This window comes from Pseudomonas sp. AC070 (genome assembly GCF_979258635.1).
The window spans coordinates 2,100,627-2,122,700 of sequence record NZ_OZ409871.1 but is presented as its reverse complement, the minus strand read 5'-3'; the positions used below and the strand labels follow the sequence as shown (position 1 = coordinate 2,122,700).

Here is a 22,074-nt window from a genome sequence, read left to right as displayed (position 1 = left end):
GCGCGCCAGTCGCAACTGGCGCGCGTGCTAGGGATTAACGCTTGTCTTCGACTTTCCAGGCATTGCCGTCGTAGAACGCACGCCAGCCAGTCGGCTTGCCTTCCACTTCGGTTTGCACGTACTGCTCTTTGGTCTTGCGACTGTAGCGTACGACCGCAGGACGGCCATCCGGGTCTTTCTTCGGCGCCGACATCAGGAAGTGGTACTTCGGATCGATCTCGTCTTTATGCGGGATCAACTCCAGCACCAACGGCGCGCGGGTTTCGCGGTTTTTCGGGAACTGGCTGGCGGCAAGGAACAAGCCGCTGGCGCCGTCGCGCAGCACGTAGGTGTCGTTCACCTTCTCGCACTTGAGCTCCGGCATTTTCACCGCGTCCATTTTGGGTGGCGCTGGCTCGCCGCTACGCAGCAATTTCCGTGTGTTCTTGCATTCAGGGTTGGTGCAGCCGAAGAACTTGCCGAAACGGCCTGTCTTCAGTTGCATCTGGCTGCCGCACTTGTCGCACTCCAGGCTCGGCCCTTCGTAGCCTTTGATGCGGTAGCTGCCCTGCTCGATCTCGTAGCCAGCGCAATCCGGGTTGTTGCCACAGATGTGCAGCTTGCGGGTTTCGTCCAGCAGATAAGCATCCATCGCGGTGCTGCAGATCGGGCAACGGTGTTTGCCCAGCAGAACCAGCGATTCCGACTCGCCTTCGTCATCTGCGGCGATTTCGTCGCCGGGAATCAGGTTAATGGTCGATTTGCAGCGCTCTTTCGGCGGCAGGCTGTAGCCCGAACAACCGAGGAACACGCCGGTGGACGCGGTACGAATCATCATCGGCCGACCGCACTCGCGGCAGGCGATATCGGTAGGCGTCGGCTGGTTGGCACGCATGCCGTTGTCGCTTTCCGAGGCCACTTCGAGTTTTTTCTTGAAGTCGCCGTAGAACTCGTCGAGCACGTTTTTCCACTCGCGCTCGCCCTGGGCGACGTCGTCGAGGTTCTCTTCCATGCCGGCGGTGAAGCCGTAGTCCATCAGATTGGAGAAGCTTTCGCTCAGGCGCTCAGTAACGATATCGCCCATCTTCTCCGAGTAGAAACGACGGTTGTGCAACGCCACATAGCCGCGCTCCTGGATGGTGGAGATGATCGCTGCGTAGGTCGAAGGACGACCAATGCCACGTTTTTCCATCTCTTTAACCAGGCTGGCTTCGGAGTAGCGTGCCGGCGGCTTGGTGAAGTGTTGGCTCGGGTCGAGCTGGATCAGCTTCAGCGCTTCGCCTTCGCTCATGTCGGGCAGCACATCGTCATCGCCGGGCTTGCTGATTTGCGGCATGGCGCGGGTGTAACCGTCAAACTTGAGAATGCGGCCTTTGGCGCGCAGTTCGTATTCGCTGGCTTTGACGCTGACGGTGGTGGACAGGTATTCGGCCGGCGGCATCTGGCAGGCCACGAATTGGCGCCAGATCAGCTCGTACAGACGCTCGGCATCACGCTCCATGCCAGACAGCTGGGTCGGCTTGAGGTTGACGTCAGACGGACGAATCGCTTCGTGCGCTTCCTGAGCACCCTCTTTGCTGCTGTACACGTTCGGCTTGGCCGGCAGGTACTTCTTGCCGAACTCGCCTTCGATGAAATCACGAACCATGGTCACGGCATCGGCCGAGAGGTTGGTCGAGTCGGTACGCATATACGTGATGTAGCCAGCCTCGTACAGACGCTGGGCCATCATCATGGTTTTCTTCACGCCGAAGCCCAGGCGGTTGCTCGCGGCCTGCTGCAAGGTGGACGTGATGAACGGCGCAGACGGCTTGCTGCTGGTCGGTTTGTCTTCGCGTTTGACGATGCTGTAGCTGGAGCTTTTCAGCTTGGCCAGTGCCGCATCGGCTTGCTGCTTGTTCAGCGGCTTGAAGGCTTCGCCGTTTTCACGGGCCACTTCAAAGCGCACGTTGGCGCCTTTGGCGGTGCCCAGGTCGGCGTGAATTTCCCAATATTCTTCAGGGTTGAACGCACGAATTTCGCGCTCACGCTCCACCACCAGTTTCACGGCTACCGATTGCACGCGGCCGGCCGACAGGCCACGGGCGATTTTCGCCCAAAGCAGCGGCGAGACCATGTAGCCCACAACGCGGTCGAGGAAGCGGCGTGCTTGCTGGGCGTTGACGCGGTTGATGTCCAACTCGCCCGGCTTGGAGAACGCTTCCTGAATGGCCTTCTTGGTGATCTCGTTGAACACCACGCGCTTGTAGCGGCTGTCGTCACCACCGATGGCTTCGCGCAGGTGCCAGGCAATGGCTTCCCCTTCGCGGTCCAAGTCGGTTGCGAGATAGATGGTGTCAGCATCTTTGGCGAGACGGCGCAGCTCTTCGACGACCTTTTCCTTACCAGGAAGAATTTCGTACTTGGCTTTCCAGCCGTGCTCCGGATCCACGCCCATGCGCGCCACCAGTTGGCGCTTGGCTTTGTCCTTGGCGCTCAGTGCCGGCGCTTCGGCTGCAGCAGCCTTGCCCCGTTTGACTGGCTCTTTGGCTGCACTGGCCGAACCGCTGGTAGGCAGGTCACGGATATGGCCGATGCTCGACTTCACCACGTACTGGTTGCCCAAATACTTGTTGATGGTCTTGGCCTTGGCCGGGGATTCCACGATGACCAGCGATTTGCCCATGGATCGGAAATTTCCTGAATGTGAGAACTGAATGGCGGGGGCCGCCTTTCGCGGCACCGCTATATATAGTGGCGACTAAGGTGAGGTCAAGGGCGGATCACGTCTGATGTCAGCTCAAGGCCGCACGAAGCGATCCGGTTCGGCCTCGATCAGAGCAAAGCGCAGCATAGTCGCGCCGTCCACTTCGACGGTGGAGGTAAACATGCTCAGCGGCCGCACCCAAAGGCCGTAGTCGCCGTATAGCGCTTGGTACACGACCACCTCCTCTTCGGTCTCGGAGTGCCGCGCGACACCGAACACGCGGTACTCGGGACCTTTGTAGTGACGATAGAGGCCGGGTTGTACGTGCATCAAAGCTTCCTCATGTCGATAAAAAATAAAAGCGTGGTCTGACAAAAATAAAAACCGGGGCACAGGGCCCCGGTTGTTCACCGCCTCGCATGTGGAGTCCGCTCGTTGCCGAGCGTTCCCTTAGATGCGTTCGAAGACGGTGGTGATGCCTTGGCCGAGGCCGACGCACATGGTCGACACGCCGAAGGTACCGCCATTCTGCTTCATTACGTTCAGCAAGGTGCCGGAAATGCGCGCACCAGAGCAGCCGAACGGGTGACCCAGGGCGATGGCGCCGCCGTGCAGGTTAACCTTCTCGTCCATCTTGTCGAGCACTTTCAAGTCTTTCAGCACTGGCAGGGCCTGTGCGGCGAAAGCTTCGTTGAGCTCGAAGAAATCGATGTCGTTGATGGTCAGACCGGCGCGTTTCAGCGCTTTCTGGGTCGACGGTACTGGACCGTAACCCATGATTGCCGGGTCAACGCCCGCCACTGCCATCGAGCGGATCACGGCCATCGGCTGAATGCCGAGGTCTTGAGCGCGCTGAGCCGACATCACGATCATGCACGAAGCACCATCGGTGATTTGCGACGAAGTACCGGCAGTTACGGTGCCGCCTTTCGGATTAAACGCAGGCTTCAGAGCAGCCAGGCTTTCGACGGTGGTTTCCGGACGAATGGTTTCGTCGTAGTCGAACACCTTCAGGAAGCCGTTCTCGTCGTAGCCTTGCATCGGGATGATTTCATCCTTGAACTTGCCTTCGACGGTAGCCTTGTGGGCCAGACGGTGGGAACGCTCACCGAATGCGTCCTGCGCTTCACGGCTGATGCCGTGCATTTTGCCGAGCATTTCAGCGGTCAAGCCCATCATGCCCGAGGCCTTGGCGGCGTACAGGGACAGGTGCGGGTTTGGATCCACGCCGTGCATCATGCCGACGTGGCCCATGTGCTCCACGCCGCCGATGACGAACACGTCACCGTTGCCGGTCATGATTGCTTGAGCGGCGGTGTGCAGTGCGCTCATCGACGAGCCGCACAGGCGGCTGACGGTTTGTGCAGCACTGGTGTGCGGGATCGGGGTCATCAGCGACGCCATGCGCGCGATGTTCCAACCTTGTTCCAGGGTCTGGTTTACGCAGCCCCAGATCACGTCTTCCACTTCAGCTGGATCCAGCTTCGGGTTGCGTGCCAGCACGCCGGTAATCAGTTGCGCAGACATGGTCTCTGCGCGGGTGTTGCGGTGCATGCCGCCTTTGGAACGACCCATCGGGGTGCGACCGAAGTCGACAATCACCACGTCTCTTGGATTCAGGCTCATAAATTCACTCTCGCTCTATGCGTTACGCGCTTAACCGAAGAAGCTCTGGCCGTTGGCGGCCATCTCACGCAGCTTCGCGGTGGGGTGGTACAGCGCGCCCAGGTCGGCGTATTTGTCAGCCAGGGCGACGAACTCGGCTACACCGATGGAATCGATGTAACGCAGTGCACCACCACGGAAGGGAGGGAAGCCGATGCCGTAGATCAAGCCCATATCGGCTTCAGCTGCGGTTTCGACAATGCCGTCTTCCAGGCAACGAACGGTTTCCAGGCACAGCGGAATCATCATGAAGTTGATGATGTCTTCGTCAGTCACTTCACGCTGTTCGGTGATGACGGGCTTGAGCACTTCGTAGGCAACCGGATCGGTCACTTTCTTCGGCTTGCCACGCTTGTCCATCTCGTAGGCGTAGAAACCTTTGCCGTTCTTCTGGCCCAGGCGGTTGGCTTCGTACATCACGTCTACCGCGGTACGGCCTTCAACAGCCATGCGGTCCGGGAAGCCTTCAGCCATTACGTCACGGCCGTGGTGGCCGGTGTCGATGCCGACTACGTCGGAGAGGTAAGCCGGGCCCATGGGCCAGCCGAATTTCTCCATGACTTTGTCGATACGCACGAAGTCGACGCCAGCGCTGATCAGCTTGGAGAAGCCGCCGAAGTAAGGGAACAGCACGCGGTTAACCAGGAAGCCTGGGCAGTCGTTGACCACGATTGGGCTTTTGCCCATTTTCTTGGCGTAGGCAACGGTGGTGGCTACAGCCACTTCGCTGGACTTCTCGCCACGAATCACTTCAACCAGCGGCATCATGTGCACTGGGTTGAAGAAGTGCATGCCAACAAAGTTTTCAGGACGCTTGAGCGCCTTGGCCAGCAGGCTGATCGAGATCGTCGAGGTGTTGGAGGCCAGAATGGCGTCTTCCTTAACCACGGCTTCCACTTCGGCCAATACGGCTTGCTTGACCTTCGGGTTCTCGACCACAGCTTCAACCACGATGTCGACGTGACCGAAGTCGCCGTAGGACATGGTTGGGCGAATGGCAGTCAGTGCCTCAGCCATTTTGGCAGCGGTCAGACGACCTTTGGCGACGCGGCTGCCCAGCAATTTGGACGCCTCGGCCAGACCCATCTGGATACCCTCTTCGCGGATATCTTTCATCAGGATCGGCGTGCCTTTGACGGCCGACTGGTAAGCAATACCGCCACCCATGATGCCGGCGCCGAGTACGGCGGCCAGTTTCACGTCTTTGGCGACAGCGTCGTAGCCTTTGGCTTTTTTCTTCAGTTCCTGATCGTTCAGGAACAGGCCAACCAGGCTCTGCGAAGCAGAAGTTTTGGCCAGTTTCACGAAACCGGCTGCTTCTGCTTCCAGGGCTTTTTCACGACCGAAGTTGGCCGCTTTCTGGATGGTTTTGATCGCTTCAACCGGCGCCGGGTAGTTCGGGCCAGCTTGCCCAGCGACGAAACCTTTGGCGGTTTCGAAGGCCATCATTTGTTCGATGGCGTTGAGCTTGATTTTTTCCAGCTTCGGCTGACGCTTGGCCTTGTAATCCAGCTCGCCAGAAATGGCGCGCTTGATCAGGTCCAGAGCGGCTGCTTGCAGTTTTTCAGGAGCGACTACGGCATCGACAGCGCCTGCTTTCAGGGCGTCTTCTGCGCGGTTTTCTTTACCGCCAGCAATCCACTCGATGGCGTTATCGGTACCGATAACACGCGGCAGACGAACGGTGCCGCCGAAACCCGGGTAGATGCCCAGTTTGACTTCTGGCAGGCCGACTTTGGCGCTGCTAGCGATGACGCGGTAATCCGCAGCCAAGCACATTTCAAAACCGCCGCCCAATGCGATGCCATTGATGGCCGCAACGGTCGGAACGCCAAGGTCTTCGAAATCACTGAAGATTTTGTTGGCTTCAAGGTTGCCGGCTACCAGCTCTTCGTCGGACATTTTGAAGTTGTCGACGAACTCGGTGATGTCGGCGCCGACGATGAAAACGTCTTTGCCGCTGCTGACAATTACGCCTTTAACAGACGCGTCGGCCTTGATGGCGTCCACGGCCTGGCGCAGTTCGGCCAGTGTGAGACGGTTGAATTTGTTGACGGACTCACCCTTGAGGTCGAATTGCAATTCGACGATGCCACTCTCAAGAGCCTTAACCGTGATGGCTTTACCTTCGTAAATCATCAACTGATCTCCACGGTATGGAAGCTGAACGTACACGTCGGACGCCAAGCAGCGGACTGGTCCGCAGCAGGACCGTCGAGAATAGTCTCGAACAGCCTGACACACCCGCCGACGCGATATTCGGGCGGCCTATGAACCGTGCTGCACAAAGCAAACACTTGATTCATACGCCCGTTTGATTCGGGTGCGCACACCTTCGTAGAAAAGATTGCGCTTGTCAATTGGAGCGATATTTCGTCTTACCTCGTAGGGAAATATCGACCGTGCTGTCAGGGAAAACATTCCAACTGCTCTAGCACGCGCCTACTGCGCTGTAGGGAAATGCCATCATTGTGATGCCGGTGAGCGCTAGTAAAAGCCAAACGGCGCAGGTACAGTCGCCCCAACACGCTGCCAACGCGTGACAAAAACAAAAACAATGAAGCCCCACGGAGTAACCATGACGAGCCGTCCGCTTGCCATACTGCTGAGCCTCGTACTGACCGCCCTTCTCCCCTTAAGCGCCCACGCCGCCACCCCCGCCGCCGGAACCGACGCCCTGCTGAAATTGCATCAGCTACGCCTGGCTGCGCAGAAAAGTCTGGGTGACTTCTACATGTACAACAGCATGGACGGCGATCAGCGCTACGCGCGCTTGATTGAAGAATCGGTACAAAACGCCAACGCGCGTCTGGCCGAGCTAACCGACCTTCCTGGCGACGCTTCCAAGGCCATGCGCGCGCAACTCGCGCAACAGCTCGGTGCGTATGAAAGCGAGTTGAAAAGCCTCACCACCGCCATGAAAACCCAAGGTTTCACCGACCTGCAGCCCGTAGCCGACCTGGCCACTCGCAATCAGCAGCTGATGGCACTGAGCAACGAGCTGTACGGAAAAATTCAACAAGAAAGCGGCCAGATTGTGCCGCCAATGACTCAGCAGAGCCGCGAGCAAAGTTTGCTCATGCAAGCCATCGCCGTGGACTATGCTTCGCGCAGTGCATCGGTGGGCGGCACCTTTATTGGCAGCGCTGCGGGTGATAACCAGACCATCGACGACCTGGTCACCCAGTTCGCCGGCAAGCTGACTACGCTTGAGCAGTCGCCACAAAACACCGCGCAAATCCGTGAATCGCTCAACGGCATCAACACCAAATGGCGCTACATCGAAAAATCGCTGAAAAATTACAACGAGAACTCTGTACCTTTCGTGGTCAGTAAGTACTCAGACAGCATTATTGATGGTTTGGAAGGAGTTTCGGCGCAGTACCTGGCCGCCAAGCTTTGACCACAGCACCCAACTTTCCGGCCTGCCTGGCCAACCCAGCCCGAATATGTTTTCGGGCTTTTTTTATCGCGTTTTCAAACCGTAGGAGCCAGCTTGCTGGCGAACCGTGGAAACGCCGTTCGCGGATCGTGGTTGCAGGATTCGCCAGCAAGCTGGCTCTTACAAAAGCCGGTGTGTCAGGCCAACGCCTTCAACACCGCCGCTACGGGCTCGAGGCCTTGCACCTCACCCGCCTCGCCCCAACACAGGGAAATCATCTGCGTCGTTGCTTCGACTTTATAAACGTCGGCCGGCAGCGTGTGCAGGTGCGCCAGCAGCGCTGCGTCGGTGCAGGGCTCACGCCATTGGTTTACCCAATTGCCCGCGCTCATCTGCCAGTAACACCAGCTATCGCTCGCACCCCGGCGGCGGGCCCGGTGGTATTGCGGGCAAGGGCTGGGCGGCTCTTCAGGCAGCCAGTGCGGCCACTCCTGACGCGACAACTGCATCCCCAGCCCCTGACTGCGCGCGGCCATGCGAATGGCCATACGCCCTTGTTGACGCCGCGAGGGGCGCAGCCAGGCCAACGGGCTCAGCACAACGGCAATCAGCAGCACCACGATCCACACGGTCATACGTTAAATCTCACCATTAAAAGTGCTGCATTTAGCTAACAATCACAGCCATACTTTGATCATTCGCCTCAGGAGGAGTCACCGTCATGCCCTATCAGCACATTCTGGTTGCCTTGGATCTTTCCGAAGAATGCGACCCGGTGATGAAGCGCGCTTATGCGCTCGCCGCCGCCAGCCAAGCCAAGCTGTCGCTGGTGCACATCGTCGAACCGATGGCCATGGCCTTTGGTGGCGACGTACCGATGGACCTGTCCACCCTGCAACAGCAGCAATTCGAACAAGCCCGCGAGCGACTGGACAGCTACTCCGCTAAATATCCCGAACTGGGCCCCGACACGCGCCACCTCGTCTACGGCCAACCGCGCCAGGAAATCCACCGCCTGGCCGCCGAGCAAGGCGCTGATCTGATTGTGGTCGGCAGTCATGGCCGTCACGGCCTGGCGCTGTTGCTGGGTTCCACTGCCAATGACGTACTGCACGGTGCACCGTGTGATGTGCTGGCCGTGCGGCTGAAAAAGCCGGAATAACCCAGACACCGAAACCCTGTGGGAGCGGCTTTAGCCGCGATGCTCTTGAGCAGACAAGGGCTTTTCCAGGCCCGGCCAATTGCGGCTAAAGCCGCTCCCACAAGTCCCAAGTTGCAACGCCCTACTCCGGCAAATCCCCCGCGCTCATCACCATCGGCCGAATCTTCTGCAACTGGGTTTCCAGCGAGTGGGTGATGCTGGTCGACATCGAGAAAAACGTCAGAAACGCCTTAAGGTTCGAGTCGCCTTCGCACACGTCGTGAATGCGCTGCCAGAACGCCTGATTGACCAGCTGCAATTGCTGGAACAGTCGCACCAAGCCCTTCAGTTCCCAATCCGCATGCCGCCCTTCACGGAAGTTGAAATACTGCCGTGACAGGTACAGCGACACCGCGCGCAGAATAAATTCCTGGTTATTGGCAAACGGCAAATGGTTGAACGCCATCGGCTTGAGCTTGCTCAGCACTGGGCAGGCGCTGGTCGGCATGATCAGCCCGAGCAAGGCGCGCAAGCCCTCCTCCAGGCCGACTTGCTTGCTGTATTCGCGCTCAGGCGTGCGCACCCAGAAATGCGCTTTCTGGAACGCTGGCAAACCTTGGAAATCCTCGATTACCCGGTGCAAATCCACCGCTGCCGGGCAGTGGCTGTACTGCTCGCGCTTGAGCGGGCAGTTGCTGCATTGGTGGTACTCAAGCCGCGTCCAGGCCGGCGCCAGTAGCGCGCGCTCTTGGTCGTACTCGCGGTTGAGTTCGATGCGATAGCCAAACTCGTGACTATCGTCGAGGGAAATCCGGTACTCGATGGCCATTCAGGTCTCCGACAAACAGATCAGGCGTCCAGCTCTGCCCAGCGCTCCAACAGCGCGTCCAACTCTTGCTGCAGCGTTTCCAGCTTGGCCAACACCGCGGCGGTTTCGGCGGCTGGGCGCTGGTAGAAAGTCGGCCCGGCAATTTCTTCGTTAACCTGCGCGATCTTGGCTTCCTGCGCGTCGATCAGGCCCGGCAGGCTTTCCAGTTCACGCTGCAGCTTGTAGCTCAATTTCTTTTTCGCAGGCTCCTGTGCCGGTGCGGCAGCCGGCGCAGCGGCGGTGGGTGCAGGTGCAGTGGTTTCCGGTTTGCCGGATTTGCTTTCGCCCACGCCCAGCAAGCGCGGCGAACCGCCTTGGCGCAGCCAGTCCTGATAACCGCCCACGTATTCGCGCACCTTGCCTTCGCCTTCGAACACCAGCGTGCTGGTCACTACGTTGTCGAGGAACGCCCGGTCGTGGCTGACCATCAGCACGGTGCCGGCGAAGTTGGACAGCACTTCTTCCAGCAGCTCGAGGGTTTCTACATCGAGGTCGTTGGTCGGTTCGTCCAGCACCAGCAGGTTCGCCGGTTTGCTAAACAGCTTAGCCAGCAACAGACGCGCACGCTCACCGCCCGACAAGGCTTTCACCGGCGTCCGGGCGCGCTGCGGGCTGAACAGGAAATCACCGAGGTAACTGAGCACGTGGCGGTTCTGGCCGTCGATTTCGATAAAGTCGCGACCTTCGGCCACGTTATCGATCACGGTTTTTTCCAAGTCCAACTGATGGCGCAGCTGGTCGAAGTACGCCACTTCCAGACGGGTGCCCACTTCCACTTTGCCCTGCGTCGGTTGCAGGTCATCCAGCATCAGCTTGAGCAAAGTGGTTTTGCCGGTGCCGTTGGCGCCGAGCAGACCGATACGGTCCTGGCGCTGAAGCACCATGGAAAAGTCTTTGATCAACATCGGGCCGCCGGCGTGGGCGAAGCTGACGTTGTCCAGCACCATCACCTGCTTGCCGGACTTCTCCGAAGTATCCAACTGAATATTCGCTTTGCCGGTGCGCTCGCGGCGTTCGCTGCGCTCAACGCGCAACGCTTTCAGGGCACGTACTCGGCCTTCGTTACGGGTGCGGCGGGCTTTGATGCCCTGGCGAATCCACACTTCTTCCTGGGCCAGACGCTTATCGAACAAGGCGTTGGCGGTTTCTTCGGCCGCCAGTTGTTGTTCTTTGTGCTCCAGGAAGCTGGCGTAGTCGCCGTTCCAGTCGATCAGGCCGCCACGGTCGAGTTCGAGAATGCGCGTCGCCAGGTTTTGCAGGAAGGACCGGTCGTGGGTAATAAACAGCACGGCGCCCTGGAAGTCTTTGAGGGCATCTTCCAACCAGGCGATGGCGCCGATGTCCAGGTGGTTGGTGGGTTCGTCGAGCAGCAGCAAGTCCGGCTCGGACACCAGCGCCTGCGCCAGCAGCACGCGGCGACGCCAGCCGCCGGACAGTTCGGCCAAGGTTTTGTCAGCCGGCAATTGCAGGCGGCTCAAAGTGCTGTCGACCAATTGCTGCAAGCGCCAGCCGTCTTTGGCTTCGAGTTCTTGCTGCACGTGCATGAGCTTGTTGAGGTCTTCGTCGGTGACGATGTTCATGCTCAAGTGATGGTATTCGGCGAGCAGCGCGCCAACGCCATCAAGGCCCTCGGCCACCACGTCGAACACGGTACGGCCATCGGCCACCGGCAGTTCCTGCGGCAGCTCGCCGATTTTCAGACCGGGGGCGCGCCATACGCTGCCGTCGTCCGGCAAACGATCGCCTTTGACGATACGCAGCATGCTGGATTTACCCGTGCCGTTGCGGCCAATGATGCACACCCGCTCGCCTCGGGCGATCTGCCAGGAAATCTTGTCCAGCAGCGGCATTGCGCCATAGGCCAGGGAAACATCAGTGAACTTGAGCAGCATGGTCGCCTCGAGGGAATAGCTGCGGCCGTGGCGCGATGCACGACAGCCGCTGGAAAACTCTTCGCCACACGCTATTCGCGTTGGCAAAACTGGGCGCGCATTCTACCGAGTTGCGCCCCTGGCCGGGTGGCATTTTTTTTTGCGCAAGCGGTCTCTGTGGGAGCGGCTTCAGCCGCGATTGCTGCAAACGCCTTGTGAAAAGCAGCGCGGCTGAACTCGCTCCTCCAAAACCGCCCGACCAGCACATCGTGCTTTCGCTTTCTCGACCGCCCGGCAAAAGGCTAAGCTACCCACCTTGAGCGCCCAGTCATCGGCGCGCCTTTCAGAATTTTCAGCTCGGAAGTGTCATGCGCGGTCGTCTGCTCTGCCTGTTTTCCTGCCTGCTTCTCTCCTCGGTCACCCTCAACGCCTCTGCGGCCACCAGTCTGGCGCAGCAGCGTCTGTTTTATGACGAGGCCAAACGCGCGCTCGCCAAGGGCGACAGCGGCCCCTATCGGTTGTACGCCAACGCCCTCTCCGACTATCCGCTTGAGCCTTATCTGGCCTACGACGAACTGACCGCCCGACTGAAAAGCGCCAGCAATGCCGAAATCGAGAAGTTTCTGGCCGAGCACGGCGACCTGCCGCAAGCCAACTGGATGAAATTGCGCTGGTTGCGCTGGCTGGCTGAGCGTGGCGACTGGAAGCCGTTTGTTAAGTACTACGACCCGAAAATGAATTTCACCGAGCTGGACTGCCTCAACGGCCAGTACCAACTCATCCATGGCCTGACCGCCGAAGGCTACGCCAGTGCGGAGAAACTCTGGCTGGTGGGCAAGTCGCAGCCCGACGCCTGCGAGCCGCTGTTCAACATGTGGGCCAACGCCGGCCAGCTCACCGAAACCATGCGTTGGAAACGCCTCAAGCTTGCTGTGCAAGCGCGCAATTACAGCCTGGCCACGCACCTGACCCAGACGCTTACGACCCTGGCACCCCAGGGCAAACTGATGATCGACGTGGCGCAAAAGCCGACCATGCTGACCCAGACTGGCCGCTTCGCGCCGCCCAGCCAGACCATGGCCGACGTGGTGAGCATTGGCCTGCGCCGCCTGGCCAAAGCGGACCCGGAAAAAGCCATCAGCCTGCTTAACGACTACGCCCAGCGCTTGCCGTTTTCGATGGAAGAAAAAGTGGCCATCGCCCGTGAAATCGGCCTGACCCTGGCCAAAAGCTTTGATGATCGCGCCCTGCCGATCATGACCCAATACGACCCGGAGCTGCGCGACAACACCGTCACCGAATGGCGTGCGCGTCTGCTGCTGCGCCTGGGCCGTTGGGGCGAAGCCAACCAGCTGATCCGCCGCATGCCGGCTGATCTGGCCAACACCAACCGCTGGCGCTACTGGCAGGCCCGAAGTCAGCAATTGGCCGAGCCAAACAACGCGGGCGCGATGGTGCTGTATCAGCCGGTGTCGAAAGAACGCGATTTCTACGGCTTTATGGCCGCCGACCAGCTGAAAACGCCGTACCAGTTGACCAACAAGCCGCTGCTGCTTGACCCGAAACTGGTGCAGAAAGTGCGCAACACGCCGGGCATTCGCCGTGCGCTGGAATTTCATGATCGGGGCCAGATCGTCGACGGGCGCCGCGAGTGGTACCACGTCAGCCGCTTGTTCAGCCGCGACGAGTTGGTGGCGCAAGCGCGTTTGGCCTATGAGAAACAGTGGTACTTCCCGGCCATTCGCACCATCAGCCAGGCGCAGTACTGGGACGACCTCGACGTACGATTCCCCATGGCCCACCGCAACACTCTGGTGCGCGAAGCCAAAGTGCGCGGCCTGCACTCGAGTTGGGTGTTTGCGATTACGCGTCAGGAAAGCGCGTTTATGGACGACGCCCGCTCGGGCGTCGGCGCCAGCGGGCTGATGCAACTGATGCCGGCGACGGCCAAAGAAACCGCGCGCAAATTCAGCATCCCGTTTGCCCCGCAACAGTTGCTGGACCCGGACAAAAACGTGCAGCTCGGTGCCGCGTACCTGAGCCAGGTACATGGCCAATTCAACGGCAACCGCGTACTCGCCTCTGCCGCTTACAACGCCGGTCCCGGGCGCGTGCGCCAATGGCTGAAAGGCTCAAACCACTTGGCGTATGACGTGTGGGTGGAAACCATCCCGTTCGACGAAACCCGCCAGTACGTGCAGAACGTGTTGTCGTATGCGGTGATCTACGGCTTCAAACTGAACGCGCCACAGCCGCTAGTGGACTGGCATGAGCGGTTCTTTGACGATCAGTAAACCCACGTACTTGTAGGAGCGGCTTTAGCCGCGATGCACTTTCAATCAAAAGCATCGCGGCTAATCGGAATGCCGCCCAGCCGCTCCCACAAGGAGTAGGTGCTGGCGCTGAGGCTTTTGGCAGAGAGTTTCAACCCGACTCCGTCATCCCCGCGCAGGCGGGGATCCAGAATCTCGAAGGCAACCAACCCGAGTGAAGCGCCGCGGGTTACTCCAACACCTCTACATCCATCCCCACCGCAATCTCCCCTGCCCCTTGATTAATCAGGTTCTGACCGAAATACACTTCACCTTCACGCTCGCGGTAGGTTTTCAGGGTGGTGAGCGGCTCGCGGTCCGGGCTGCGCTGGCCGGTTTGCGGGTCGATGGTGGTCATGATGCAGCGGGTGCAGCCTTTAACCACGCGGAACTCCGTGGTGCCGATGCGGATGCGTTTCCAAGTGTCTTCGGCATAGGGCTCGCTGCCTTCCACCACCAGATTGGTGCGAAAGCGCAGCATCTCCAGCGGACGGCCAACACGGGCGGACAAATCGTCCAACGAGGCCTGACCAATCAGCAGCAACGGAAAGCCATCGGGGAAACCCACTTTCTCGGTTGGCCCGAGACTGCCCGGAATATCCCGCGCGCGTTCCACCGGCACATGCACCAGGCGGCAGGCTTTGCCGAGAAAACGACTGAGCCAGTCCGCTGCTTCGTCGCCGGCATCCGGCACCACCATGTTGTCGCTCCAGATAAACGCGCCGCGCACGTTAGCGTCCGGGTCGGGCACCGGCACATCCAGCGCTTGGAAACCTTCGGCGTTTAACGTGAGGCCGCCCTGGGCGTTCCACAGCGCCGAGAGCTGCGACATATGCGCTATCGCCCGCTGCGTGAAAAACCGCCCGTTGCTGGCGTCCACCAACATCCAGCGACGGTCCCCGACCATGCCGATGCTATCGATCTGCGCGCGCGGCAGGCTCTCGCCAATGGCGGATTTCAACGGAAAGCGGTAGAGCGCGGAGAGACGCATAACGAGGTCCTGAAAGAAGGCACAGGCGACCGTTATACGGAATGGGTGGGGTGGCGCTCAAGGGGCAAAAAGCATCGCGGCTAATCGCAATGGCCGAGCCCGGGAAAGCCGTTCGCTACGTTCTAACGATTTAGCGAGCTAGAGCCATCCAAGGCAAAAAGCCCTGCTGAAAGCGGAGTTGGCTGTAGCCAATGAGCATTTCAGCAGGGCTTTTTAACGCCGGAGGGCCGACGCGCAGCAAATCGTTACTCGTCGAGCATTAACCGCTCGCGAATCACGTCTACCAACTTGTCCGGCTGAAACTTGGACAGGAAGTTATCGCAGCCCACTTTCTTCACCATCGCTTCGTTAAAGCTGCCCGACAGCGAGGTATGCAGCACCACGTACAGGTCTTTCAGGCGCGGGTCGCTGCGAATTTCGGTGGTGAGGCGGTAGCCGTCCATTTCCGGCATTTCGGCGTCGGTGAAGATCATCAGCAGCTTGTCGGTCATCACGTGGCCTTCGTCGGCCCACTTTTTCAGCTGATTAAGACCTTTCAGCCCGTCGGTGGCCACATGCAGTTTGAGGCCGAGCTGGGACAAGGTATCGCGCAGTTGCGCCAGGGCGACGCTGGAGTCATCTACCAGCAGCACTTCGCGGCCACGGGCTTTTTCCAGCACCGGGTCGGTGAGGCGGTCGCCGGTAATGGTGGCGTTGTACGGCACGATTTCGGCCAGCACTTTCTCCACGTCGATGATTTCCACCAACTGCTCTTCCACCTTGGTGATGGCCGTCAGGTAGTGCTGGCGGCCGGCGCCACCGGGCGGCGGCAGGATGGAGTCCCAGTTGAGGTTGAGAATGCGGTCAACGCCGCCGACCAGGAAGGCCTGAACGGAGCGGTTGTATTCGGTAACGATGATGGTGCTGCGCTCATCCGGCACGATGGGGCGCATGCCGATGGCTTGGGACAGGTCGATGACTGGCAGCGTCTGGCCGCGCAGGCTGACCACGCCGCACACGAAAGGATGGCGGTGCGGCATCAGGGTCAGTTTTGGCATCTGCAAAACTTCCTGCACCTTGAACACGTTGATGGCGAAAAGCTGCCGACCTGCCAGGCGGAACATCAGAATTTCCAGGCGGTTCTCACCCACTAGCTGGGTGCGTTGGTCCACTGAGTCGAGAATGCCGGCCATGCTGTGCTCCTGTTGTGTCTGTCGAGTCTAGCTGTTGCTTGCAACCTTATCGGCTGCATGTGACACAACTGAAATGTGTCCGCGCCAAAGGGTGCCATCATGCCGTGCCATCACTGCAAGCACCAGCACAGCGCCGAGTCTGCGCTGCCTTGATGGGCGCGTCCACGACCTCTAATCAGGGTAGCAGTGCCTGGCCCAACAGCGGTGAACCCGGCGGCAGGTGCACGCGCAATGCCGCCGGCCGGGCACTGAAGCGCAGCGCCCGGCTTTCCAGCGGCTCGCCGTCGAGGTTGAGGTCGAGCCCTTCCGGGGTTTCGACCTCGATCCAGGGCAGGCGCGCATTGATCGACACGCTCTCCAGCCCAAGGATGCCGCCCGACAGCAACGTGCCCAGGGTGCCGACCACGTCTTGCGGCGCCGGCACGATGCAGATGTCCAGCAGGCCGTCGTTCACGCACGCCTGCGGGCAGAGCATATGGCCGCCGCCGGCCTGGCGACCGTTGCCGATGCCCAAGGCCAGAAAGTCGCCTTCCCAGGAAAAGTCGGGGCCTTTGAAGCGCCCGAACGCGGCGTGCACATCCGAGAACCGCGTCAGCCCGGTGAGCAAGTACGCCGCCCCGCCCAACACGCGCTTGAGTTCTTCCGGCGTATTCGCGGTGATTTTCGAACCGAAGCCGCCCGTGGCCATGTTCAGGAATAGCTGCCCGTCGACCTCGCCCATATCAATCGGCAGCGCCTCCTCGTCCAGCAACGCCAACGCTTCGAGCGGCACCAGCGGCACGCCGGCGGCACGGGCGAAGTCGTTGGCGGTGCCCAGCGGCAGCAGCGCCAGGCTGGCATCGCTGTCGGCCAGGGCCATGGCTTCGGCCACGTCACGCAGGGTGCCGTCGCCGCCGCCCGCGATGATCGTTGGATAACCGGCGGCCAGCGCCTCGCCAACCAGACGCTGAGCGTCGCCGCCCTCCCACGTCACGCGTACGGCCAAGTCCCAGCCGGCATCGCGCTGGGCCTGTACGGCGGCGCGCACGTCTTCGTTGAGGGCTTGTTTGCCATGCAGAATCAGTAAGGCTTTGCGCTCGTTCATCAATTAATCCTTTAGTGGCCCGCCAGGCCACCCAGACGTGACGACGTCGCTGTGACACGCCTAGGACGGGTAGCCGGTGATGCTGCGAATGCTTTGGTACAACGGTTTGAGTTGCTTATACATCCGTTGGTACACCTCGCGGTACAAGCGTTCATAGATTCGTTGCGCCGACGGGTTGGGCTCGAACACGCGACCCACGCGGGTCATGGCGGCGATGGCGGAGGGAAAGTCTGGATGCAGGCCCAACCCCACGGCGCAATCGATGGCCGCGCCCAGCCCCGAGGTTTCGTAAACGTGAGGGCGCTCGGCGGGCAGGCCGAAAATATCCGCCGTCAGTTGCATGGCCGCATCGCTTTGCGAACCGCCGCCTGATACGCGCAAGCGAGTGATCGTGCTGCCCGAGCGCTTCTCGATCTGCTCCTTACCCTGACGCAACGCATACGCCAGCCCTTCGAGAATGGCGCGGTAAATGTGCGCGCGGGTGTGCACGTCGCCAAAACCGATGATTGAGCCCTTGGCCTCCAGCCCCGGCTCGCGAATGCCGGGCGTCCAGTACGGTTGCAGCATCAGCCCCATGGATCCGGCCGGCACGCTGTTCACGAGTTCGTCGAACAACGTTTCGGGCTCGACGCCCAGTTCGTTGGCGCGCTGCATCTCGCGCAGGCCAAACTCTTGCTTGAACCAGCTGACCATCCAGAAGCCGCGATAAATCATCACCTCGGTATTGAAGTGATCGGGAATCGCTGCCGGAAACGGTGGAATCAGCGGCACCGTTTCCAGGTAAGTACGCCGCGTGGTGTTGATGGTTGCTGTGGTGCCATACGACAAACACGCCGTACTCGGCTCCACCCCGCCCGCCCCCAGCACTTCGCACGCTTTGTCCGCGCCAGCGGCAATCAACGGCAGGCCTTCGGGAATGCCGGTATGGCGGCTGGCCTCGGCACTGATCACGCCCAGGCGTTCACCCGGCTTTACCAATTCCGGCAATTGCTGCTCACGCACCGGCATCGCCTGCCATTTCCAATCACGGCGGCTGGCCCATTTCAGGCGCTTGTAATCGAACGGCAGGTAACCGACGCAGCACGCCACCGAATCCACGAACTTCCCGCACAAACGGTGGGTAAGGAAACCGGAGAGCAGCAGCACTTTGTCGGTTTTGGCCCACAGAGCCGGCTCCTGCTGCGCCAACCAGTTCACCTCGGCCTGGGCGCGGAAATAATCAACGGTGGCCTCTTCGCGAATCAGCTTGAACAGCCAGCCCCACGGCCCCTTGATTGCGCCGCGAACCTCGGCGCGGCGCTGGTCGAGCCAGAGAATGGCCGGACGTAGCGGCGTGCCTTGGGCGTCGACGGTGATGATGGTGCCGCGCTGGGCGGTCAGCGACACGCCTTTGATCTGGCGCTTGTCGATGTCCACCTGCTGCCATAGCAGCCGACACGCTTCGCCCAGGCTCTGCCAGTAATACTCGGGATCTTGCTCGGCCCAGCCGGGTTGCGTGGAGTAATACGCCTGCAAATCGACCTTGCCCTTGCCGAGCAGATTGCCCTGCAAATCAAACAGCAAGGCGCGCACGCTCTGGGTGCCGTTATCGATGGCCAGCAGGTAACTTTTTTCGCTCATGGCTTGGGCCTTTTATTGTTCTTGTGCCGGCAGGCTGTAGCAGCGCTGCCATAGGCTCAGGTACTGCTGTTGTTCCTGCTGCCAGCACTCATCGCTCCAGCCGAGGCGCCCCTGGCAGACCTGCTGAATGCGCGGCAAAAACGCGGCGCCGCCGTTGGCCAGCAGCAAGCCCAGCCGCGTGCGACGCAGCAGCAAATCATCCAGGTGCAGCACCAGCTCGTGCTCAGCCGCGAAAGCAAGTTCGGCCCACAGCGTGTCGGTGGCGCCGACACTTTCAGTGCCGACCTGCTCCAGCAGCGGTTGCAACAACGGCAACTGGCAACCGTAGCGACCCGCCAGGCGCCGCTGTTGCATAGCGCCCAACCCGGCCAGCATCACGCTCGGCATCGGCCGGAATACGGCGCTGCCGTTATCGCTGACGGTTTTGCCCAGCATCCGCGCGCAAGCGTTGAGCACTTCCAAAGCCAGTAAGCGAAAGGTGGTGAGCTTGCCGCCGGCCAGCGTCACGGCGCCGGGTTCGGTCCACAGCACATGCTCGCGTTTTTCATCCGACGGTTTCAGGCTGCCCGCGCCGCTGGTAACCACCGGCCGCACGCCGGCCCAGGTCGACAGCACGTCTGCTGCGCCAATGTTGGCCTGGGGGAACTGCTGCTCGCAGGCGCTGAGCAGGTAATCGACTTCGACTCTGCTGATACGGGCTTCCTGATCGATGTCGTCGGCGTGATCGAGGTCGGTGGTGCCAATGACGGTCGCGCCTTCCCACGGAAAGACAAACACCGGCCGCCGGTCACTGGCATGCATAAAGCTGAACGCGTGAGCCACCGGCAAGCGCCAGGCGGGCACCAGCAAATGACTGCCGCGCAACGGGCGGATGTGCTCGTCGGTGTGCGTGCTGCGCAAGCGGTCGGCCCAGGCGCCCGTGGCCTGCGCCACCACCCCGGCCTTGAAGTGCACGTGCTTGCCGCTCTCGCCATCTTCGGCCGTAAGGCCGACCACACGGCCATCCACGCGATTCAGCTCCACCACCTTCAGGCCATTGAGCGCTTCAGCGCCGTCGGCCCGCGCTTCGCCGAGCACGCGCATCACCAGGCGGGCGTCGTCGGTGACGGCATCGTAAAACCGTGTGCCGCCCTGTAGCGCGTCGTTCTTCAAACCGGGTGCCAGGTAGCCCAGCTCGGCTTTGCTAAAAAACTGATGGTTACGTTTGCCAGCCAGCGCGTCGTACACCCGCAGCAAGCCACTGAACACTGTTGGGCCAGGAAATTGGCCGTGGTAATGCGGCATCACAAAGCTGAGCGGCTCGACCAAACCCGGCGCCTCGCCCAGCAAGCGTTGGCGCTCGTGCACGGAGTCGCGGGTCAGCTTGAACTGGCCTTTGGCGATATACCGCAGGCCGCCGTGGACCATCTTCGACGAGCGACTTGAGGTGCCCCAGGCGAAATCGCGCTGCTCAATCAGAAGGCAGCGCCAACCGCGCCGCGCCGCCTCGCGCAAAATGCCGGCACCGCTGATGCCGCCGCCGACCACAATCACATCCCACTCGCGCGCAGCCAGCTCCGCCAGCGCCGAGGCACGCCAGGCGGCGTTCCACTGGGGGGCAGTCATTTCAGCAACACACCCGGATTAAGGCGTTGGTCCGGATCGAAATGATCAGCCATGGCCTGCAGCGCGGCGATGCCCAGCTCGCCCTTCTCCACTGGTAAATACGGCGCATGATCGCGGCCCACGCCATGTTGATGGCTGATGGTGCCGCGGTTATTCACCACCGTGCTGCTGGCCAGATGCTTGAGCTTCTGCCAGCGCGCATGGGTGGTGGCGTAGCCGGTACCGGGGCGAAAGACGTAGGTGGTGTAGATGCTCGAACCCTCGCCGTACACGTGGGACAAGTGAGTGAACACATGCACCTGCTCGCCTTCGTCCGTCAGACCGCCGCGCAGGCTGGCTTCGATTTTATTCAGCAGGCTGTCCACATTGGCCCAGTCGGTGGCCGTTTCCAGCGTGTCGACGGCGTACCCGGCCTGCCACAACCCCTCGCGCAGGTACGGGAAACGAAAACGCCCCTCTGCCCATTTCTTGCCCAGCAAGGTGCCGGTGAACACGCCGCCAAAACCCTTCAGCAGCTTTTTCGCCTGCTTCAGCGACAGCGCGTTCTGCGCGCGATTGCCGGTGACACCAAAGGTCAGCATGCACTTGCCGTCACGCGCGCCGCGCAGGGCCAGGTATTTCTCCAGCCAGGCGATCTGCTCGGGGTGGCCGGCCAGGGCCAGCTGGGTTTTGGTTTCGATGGCATTGGACAAACGCAGCATCGACAGCGGCACCCGCGCCTGCCCCAACGTGCGAATCGCCTCCAGCGCCTGCGGCCACGAAGGTAAAAACACGGAATAGAATTTCTCGTCGACCGCCAGTTTGGTGACCCGCACCTGCACCGAGGAAATCACGCCAAAACGGCCTTCGGAACCCAGCACCATTTCGCGCAGATCCGGCCCGGCGGCTGAGGCTGGAAACGTAGGAATCTGCAAGGTGCCAGCAAAGGTTTCCATCGTTCCGCCGGCAAACAGCTGCTCAATGCGCCCATAGCGCAGCGACTGCTGGCCACTGGAACGGCTGGCCACCCAACCGCCGAGGGTCGAGAGCTCCCACGACTGCGGAAAATGCCCCAGCGTGTAGCCGCGAGCGCGCAACTGGCTTTCCACTTGCGGGCCATTGGCGCCGGGGCCGAAGGTGGCGATCAGGCTCTGCTCGTCCAGTTCCAGCAGGCGGCTCATGCGCTCCAGCGACAGGGTGAGCACTGGCTTGTCGCCGGCTTGCGGATTGATATGCCCCGCCACCGAGGTGCCGCCGCCGTAGGGAATCACCAGCACGTCGTGGGCCGCTGCCCAGGCGAGCAGCTCGCGAATTTGCGCCGGGGTTTCCGGGAAGGCAACGCCATCGGGAAACACCTCGAAGCGCCCTTCGCGCATCGCCAGCCAATCCGGCAGGCTTTGGCCACGGGCGTGGCGCACACGTACCTCGGCATCGCTGCTCACCAACGGGTGAATGGCCAGGCGCGAGACCGGCACCTGGGCCAGCACCTGCGCCAGAGTGGCATCCGGCAATGGCTGACCGGGGCCAATCAACTCAGCGAGAAACGCACCGCCGTGCGCCGGCAACTCCACCACCGTGGCCTCGTCACCCCAACCGTTCCAACGCCGCATTGCTGTCTCCTTGTGCCAGTTTCGGATTGATCTCCAGATCGCGTGAAACCGTAGCGAGCGAAGGCCGCGCAAGGCAAAAACCGGCGAGTAAGCGCAGTTGGCTGTAGCC

The 22,074-nt window shown here is 60.9% G+C and carries 16 protein-coding genes; 3 read left to right on the top strand and 13 right to left on the bottom strand.

What is annotated here, in order from left to right:
- Nucleotides 1-34: 34 nt before the first annotated feature.
- From topA to fadB, 4 genes are all read right to left on the bottom strand, one after another.
- Nucleotides 35-2,644 (bottom strand): type I DNA topoisomerase, encoded by a 2,610-nt coding sequence (gene topA / locus ACZZ0Q_RS09600; RefSeq protein ID WP_463539184.1) that lies wholly within the window; start codon nt 2,642-2,644, stop codon nt 35-37.
- A 114-nt stretch (nt 2,645-2,758) separates the two neighbouring features.
- Nucleotides 2,759-2,995 carry a DUF1653 domain-containing protein gene (locus tag ACZZ0Q_RS09595; protein ID WP_463539185.1) on the bottom strand — a complete coding sequence of 79 codons (237 nt, stop codon included), beginning with the start codon at nt 2,993-2,995 and terminating at the stop codon, nt 2,759-2,761.
- Between the two features lie 120 nt (nt 2,996-3,115).
- Nucleotides 3,116-4,291 (bottom strand): acetyl-CoA C-acyltransferase FadA, encoded by a 1,176-nt coding sequence (gene fadA / locus ACZZ0Q_RS09590; protein ID WP_122495407.1) that lies wholly within the window; start codon nt 4,289-4,291, stop codon nt 3,116-3,118.
- Between the two features lie 30 nt (nt 4,292-4,321).
- Complete coding sequence (fadB, locus tag ACZZ0Q_RS09585) at nt 4,322-6,469, bottom strand: fatty acid oxidation complex subunit alpha FadB (protein ID WP_463539186.1); 2,148 nt, start codon at nt 6,467-6,469, stop codon at nt 4,322-4,324.
- Between the two features lie 439 nt (nt 6,470-6,908).
- Here fadB and ACZZ0Q_RS09580 point away from each other — a divergent pair, with 439 nt between their 5' ends.
- Nucleotides 6,909-7,733 (top strand): hypothetical protein, encoded by an 825-nt coding sequence (locus ACZZ0Q_RS09580; RefSeq protein WP_463539187.1) that lies wholly within the window; start codon nt 6,909-6,911, stop codon nt 7,731-7,733.
- 176 nt (nt 7,734-7,909) lie between these two features.
- Here the strand turns inward: ACZZ0Q_RS09580 and ACZZ0Q_RS09575 are convergent, their stop codons facing one another.
- Nucleotides 7,910-8,347, bottom strand: a complete 438-nt coding sequence (locus tag ACZZ0Q_RS09575; protein WP_463539188.1) for a hypothetical protein — start codon at nt 8,345-8,347, stop codon at nt 7,910-7,912.
- 86 nt (nt 8,348-8,433) lie between these two features.
- On the opposite strand from ACZZ0Q_RS09575, the gene ACZZ0Q_RS09570 reads away from it, so the two are divergent.
- Nucleotides 8,434-8,874 (top strand): universal stress protein, encoded by a 441-nt coding sequence (locus ACZZ0Q_RS09570; RefSeq protein WP_122450575.1) that lies wholly within the window; start codon nt 8,434-8,436, stop codon nt 8,872-8,874.
- A 121-nt stretch (nt 8,875-8,995) separates the two neighbouring features.
- Here ACZZ0Q_RS09570 and ACZZ0Q_RS09565 read toward each other — a convergent pair whose 3' ends face one another.
- Nucleotides 8,996-9,682 (bottom strand): DUF6901 family protein, encoded by a 687-nt coding sequence (locus tag ACZZ0Q_RS09565; protein ID WP_463539189.1) that lies wholly within the window; start codon nt 9,680-9,682, stop codon nt 8,996-8,998.
- A gap of 20 nt (nt 9,683-9,702) precedes the next feature.
- Nucleotides 9,703-11,613, bottom strand: coding sequence for an ATP-binding cassette domain-containing protein (locus ACZZ0Q_RS09560; protein ID WP_463539190.1), 1,911 nt, complete (start codon nt 11,611-11,613; stop codon nt 9,703-9,705).
- Nucleotides 11,614-11,960: 347 nt separating this feature from the next.
- Between ACZZ0Q_RS09560 and ACZZ0Q_RS09555 the strand changes: the two genes are divergently transcribed.
- The gene (locus ACZZ0Q_RS09555; protein ID WP_463539191.1) at nt 11,961-13,886 is read left to right on the top strand and encodes a transglycosylase SLT domain-containing protein; all 1,926 of its coding nucleotides are present in this window, start codon (nt 11,961-11,963) and stop codon (nt 13,884-13,886) included.
- 208 nt (nt 13,887-14,094) lie between these two features.
- Here the strand turns inward: ACZZ0Q_RS09555 and ACZZ0Q_RS09550 are convergent, their stop codons facing one another.
- The 6 genes from ACZZ0Q_RS09550 to ACZZ0Q_RS09525 all read right to left on the bottom strand — a co-directional run bounded on the left by ACZZ0Q_RS09550 (nt 14,095) and on the right by ACZZ0Q_RS09525 (nt 21,965).
- A complete protein-coding gene (locus ACZZ0Q_RS09550; protein WP_463560510.1) occupies nt 14,095-14,895 on the bottom strand; it encodes an MOSC domain-containing protein in 801 nt (266 codons plus the stop codon).
- A gap of 245 nt (nt 14,896-15,140) precedes the next feature.
- A complete protein-coding gene (locus tag ACZZ0Q_RS09545; RefSeq protein ID WP_463382976.1) occupies nt 15,141-16,067 on the bottom strand; it encodes a chemotaxis protein CheV in 927 nt (308 codons plus the stop codon).
- Nucleotides 16,068-16,242: 175 nt separating this feature from the next.
- Complete coding sequence (gene yegS, locus ACZZ0Q_RS09540; protein ID WP_463539192.1) at nt 16,243-17,151, bottom strand: lipid kinase YegS; 909 nt, start codon at nt 17,149-17,151, stop codon at nt 16,243-16,245.
- Nucleotides 17,152-17,211: 60 nt separating this feature from the next.
- Nucleotides 17,212-18,771: an FGGY-family carbohydrate kinase gene (locus ACZZ0Q_RS09535; protein ID WP_463539193.1), complete on the bottom strand. Its 1,560-nt coding sequence runs from the start codon at nt 18,769-18,771 to the stop codon at nt 17,212-17,214.
- 12 nt (nt 18,772-18,783) lie between these two features.
- Nucleotides 18,784-20,376 (bottom strand): glycerol-3-phosphate dehydrogenase/oxidase, encoded by a 1,593-nt coding sequence (locus ACZZ0Q_RS09530; protein ID WP_463539194.1) that lies wholly within the window; start codon nt 20,374-20,376, stop codon nt 18,784-18,786.
- On the bottom strand, nt 20,373-21,965 hold the full coding sequence (locus ACZZ0Q_RS09525; RefSeq protein ID WP_463539195.1) for an FAD-binding oxidoreductase: 1,593 nt from the start codon (nt 21,963-21,965) through the stop codon (nt 20,373-20,375). Before ACZZ0Q_RS09525 ends, ACZZ0Q_RS09530 begins: the two co-directional genes overlap by 4 nt.
- Between the last annotated feature and the right edge of the window lie 109 nt (nt 21,966-22,074).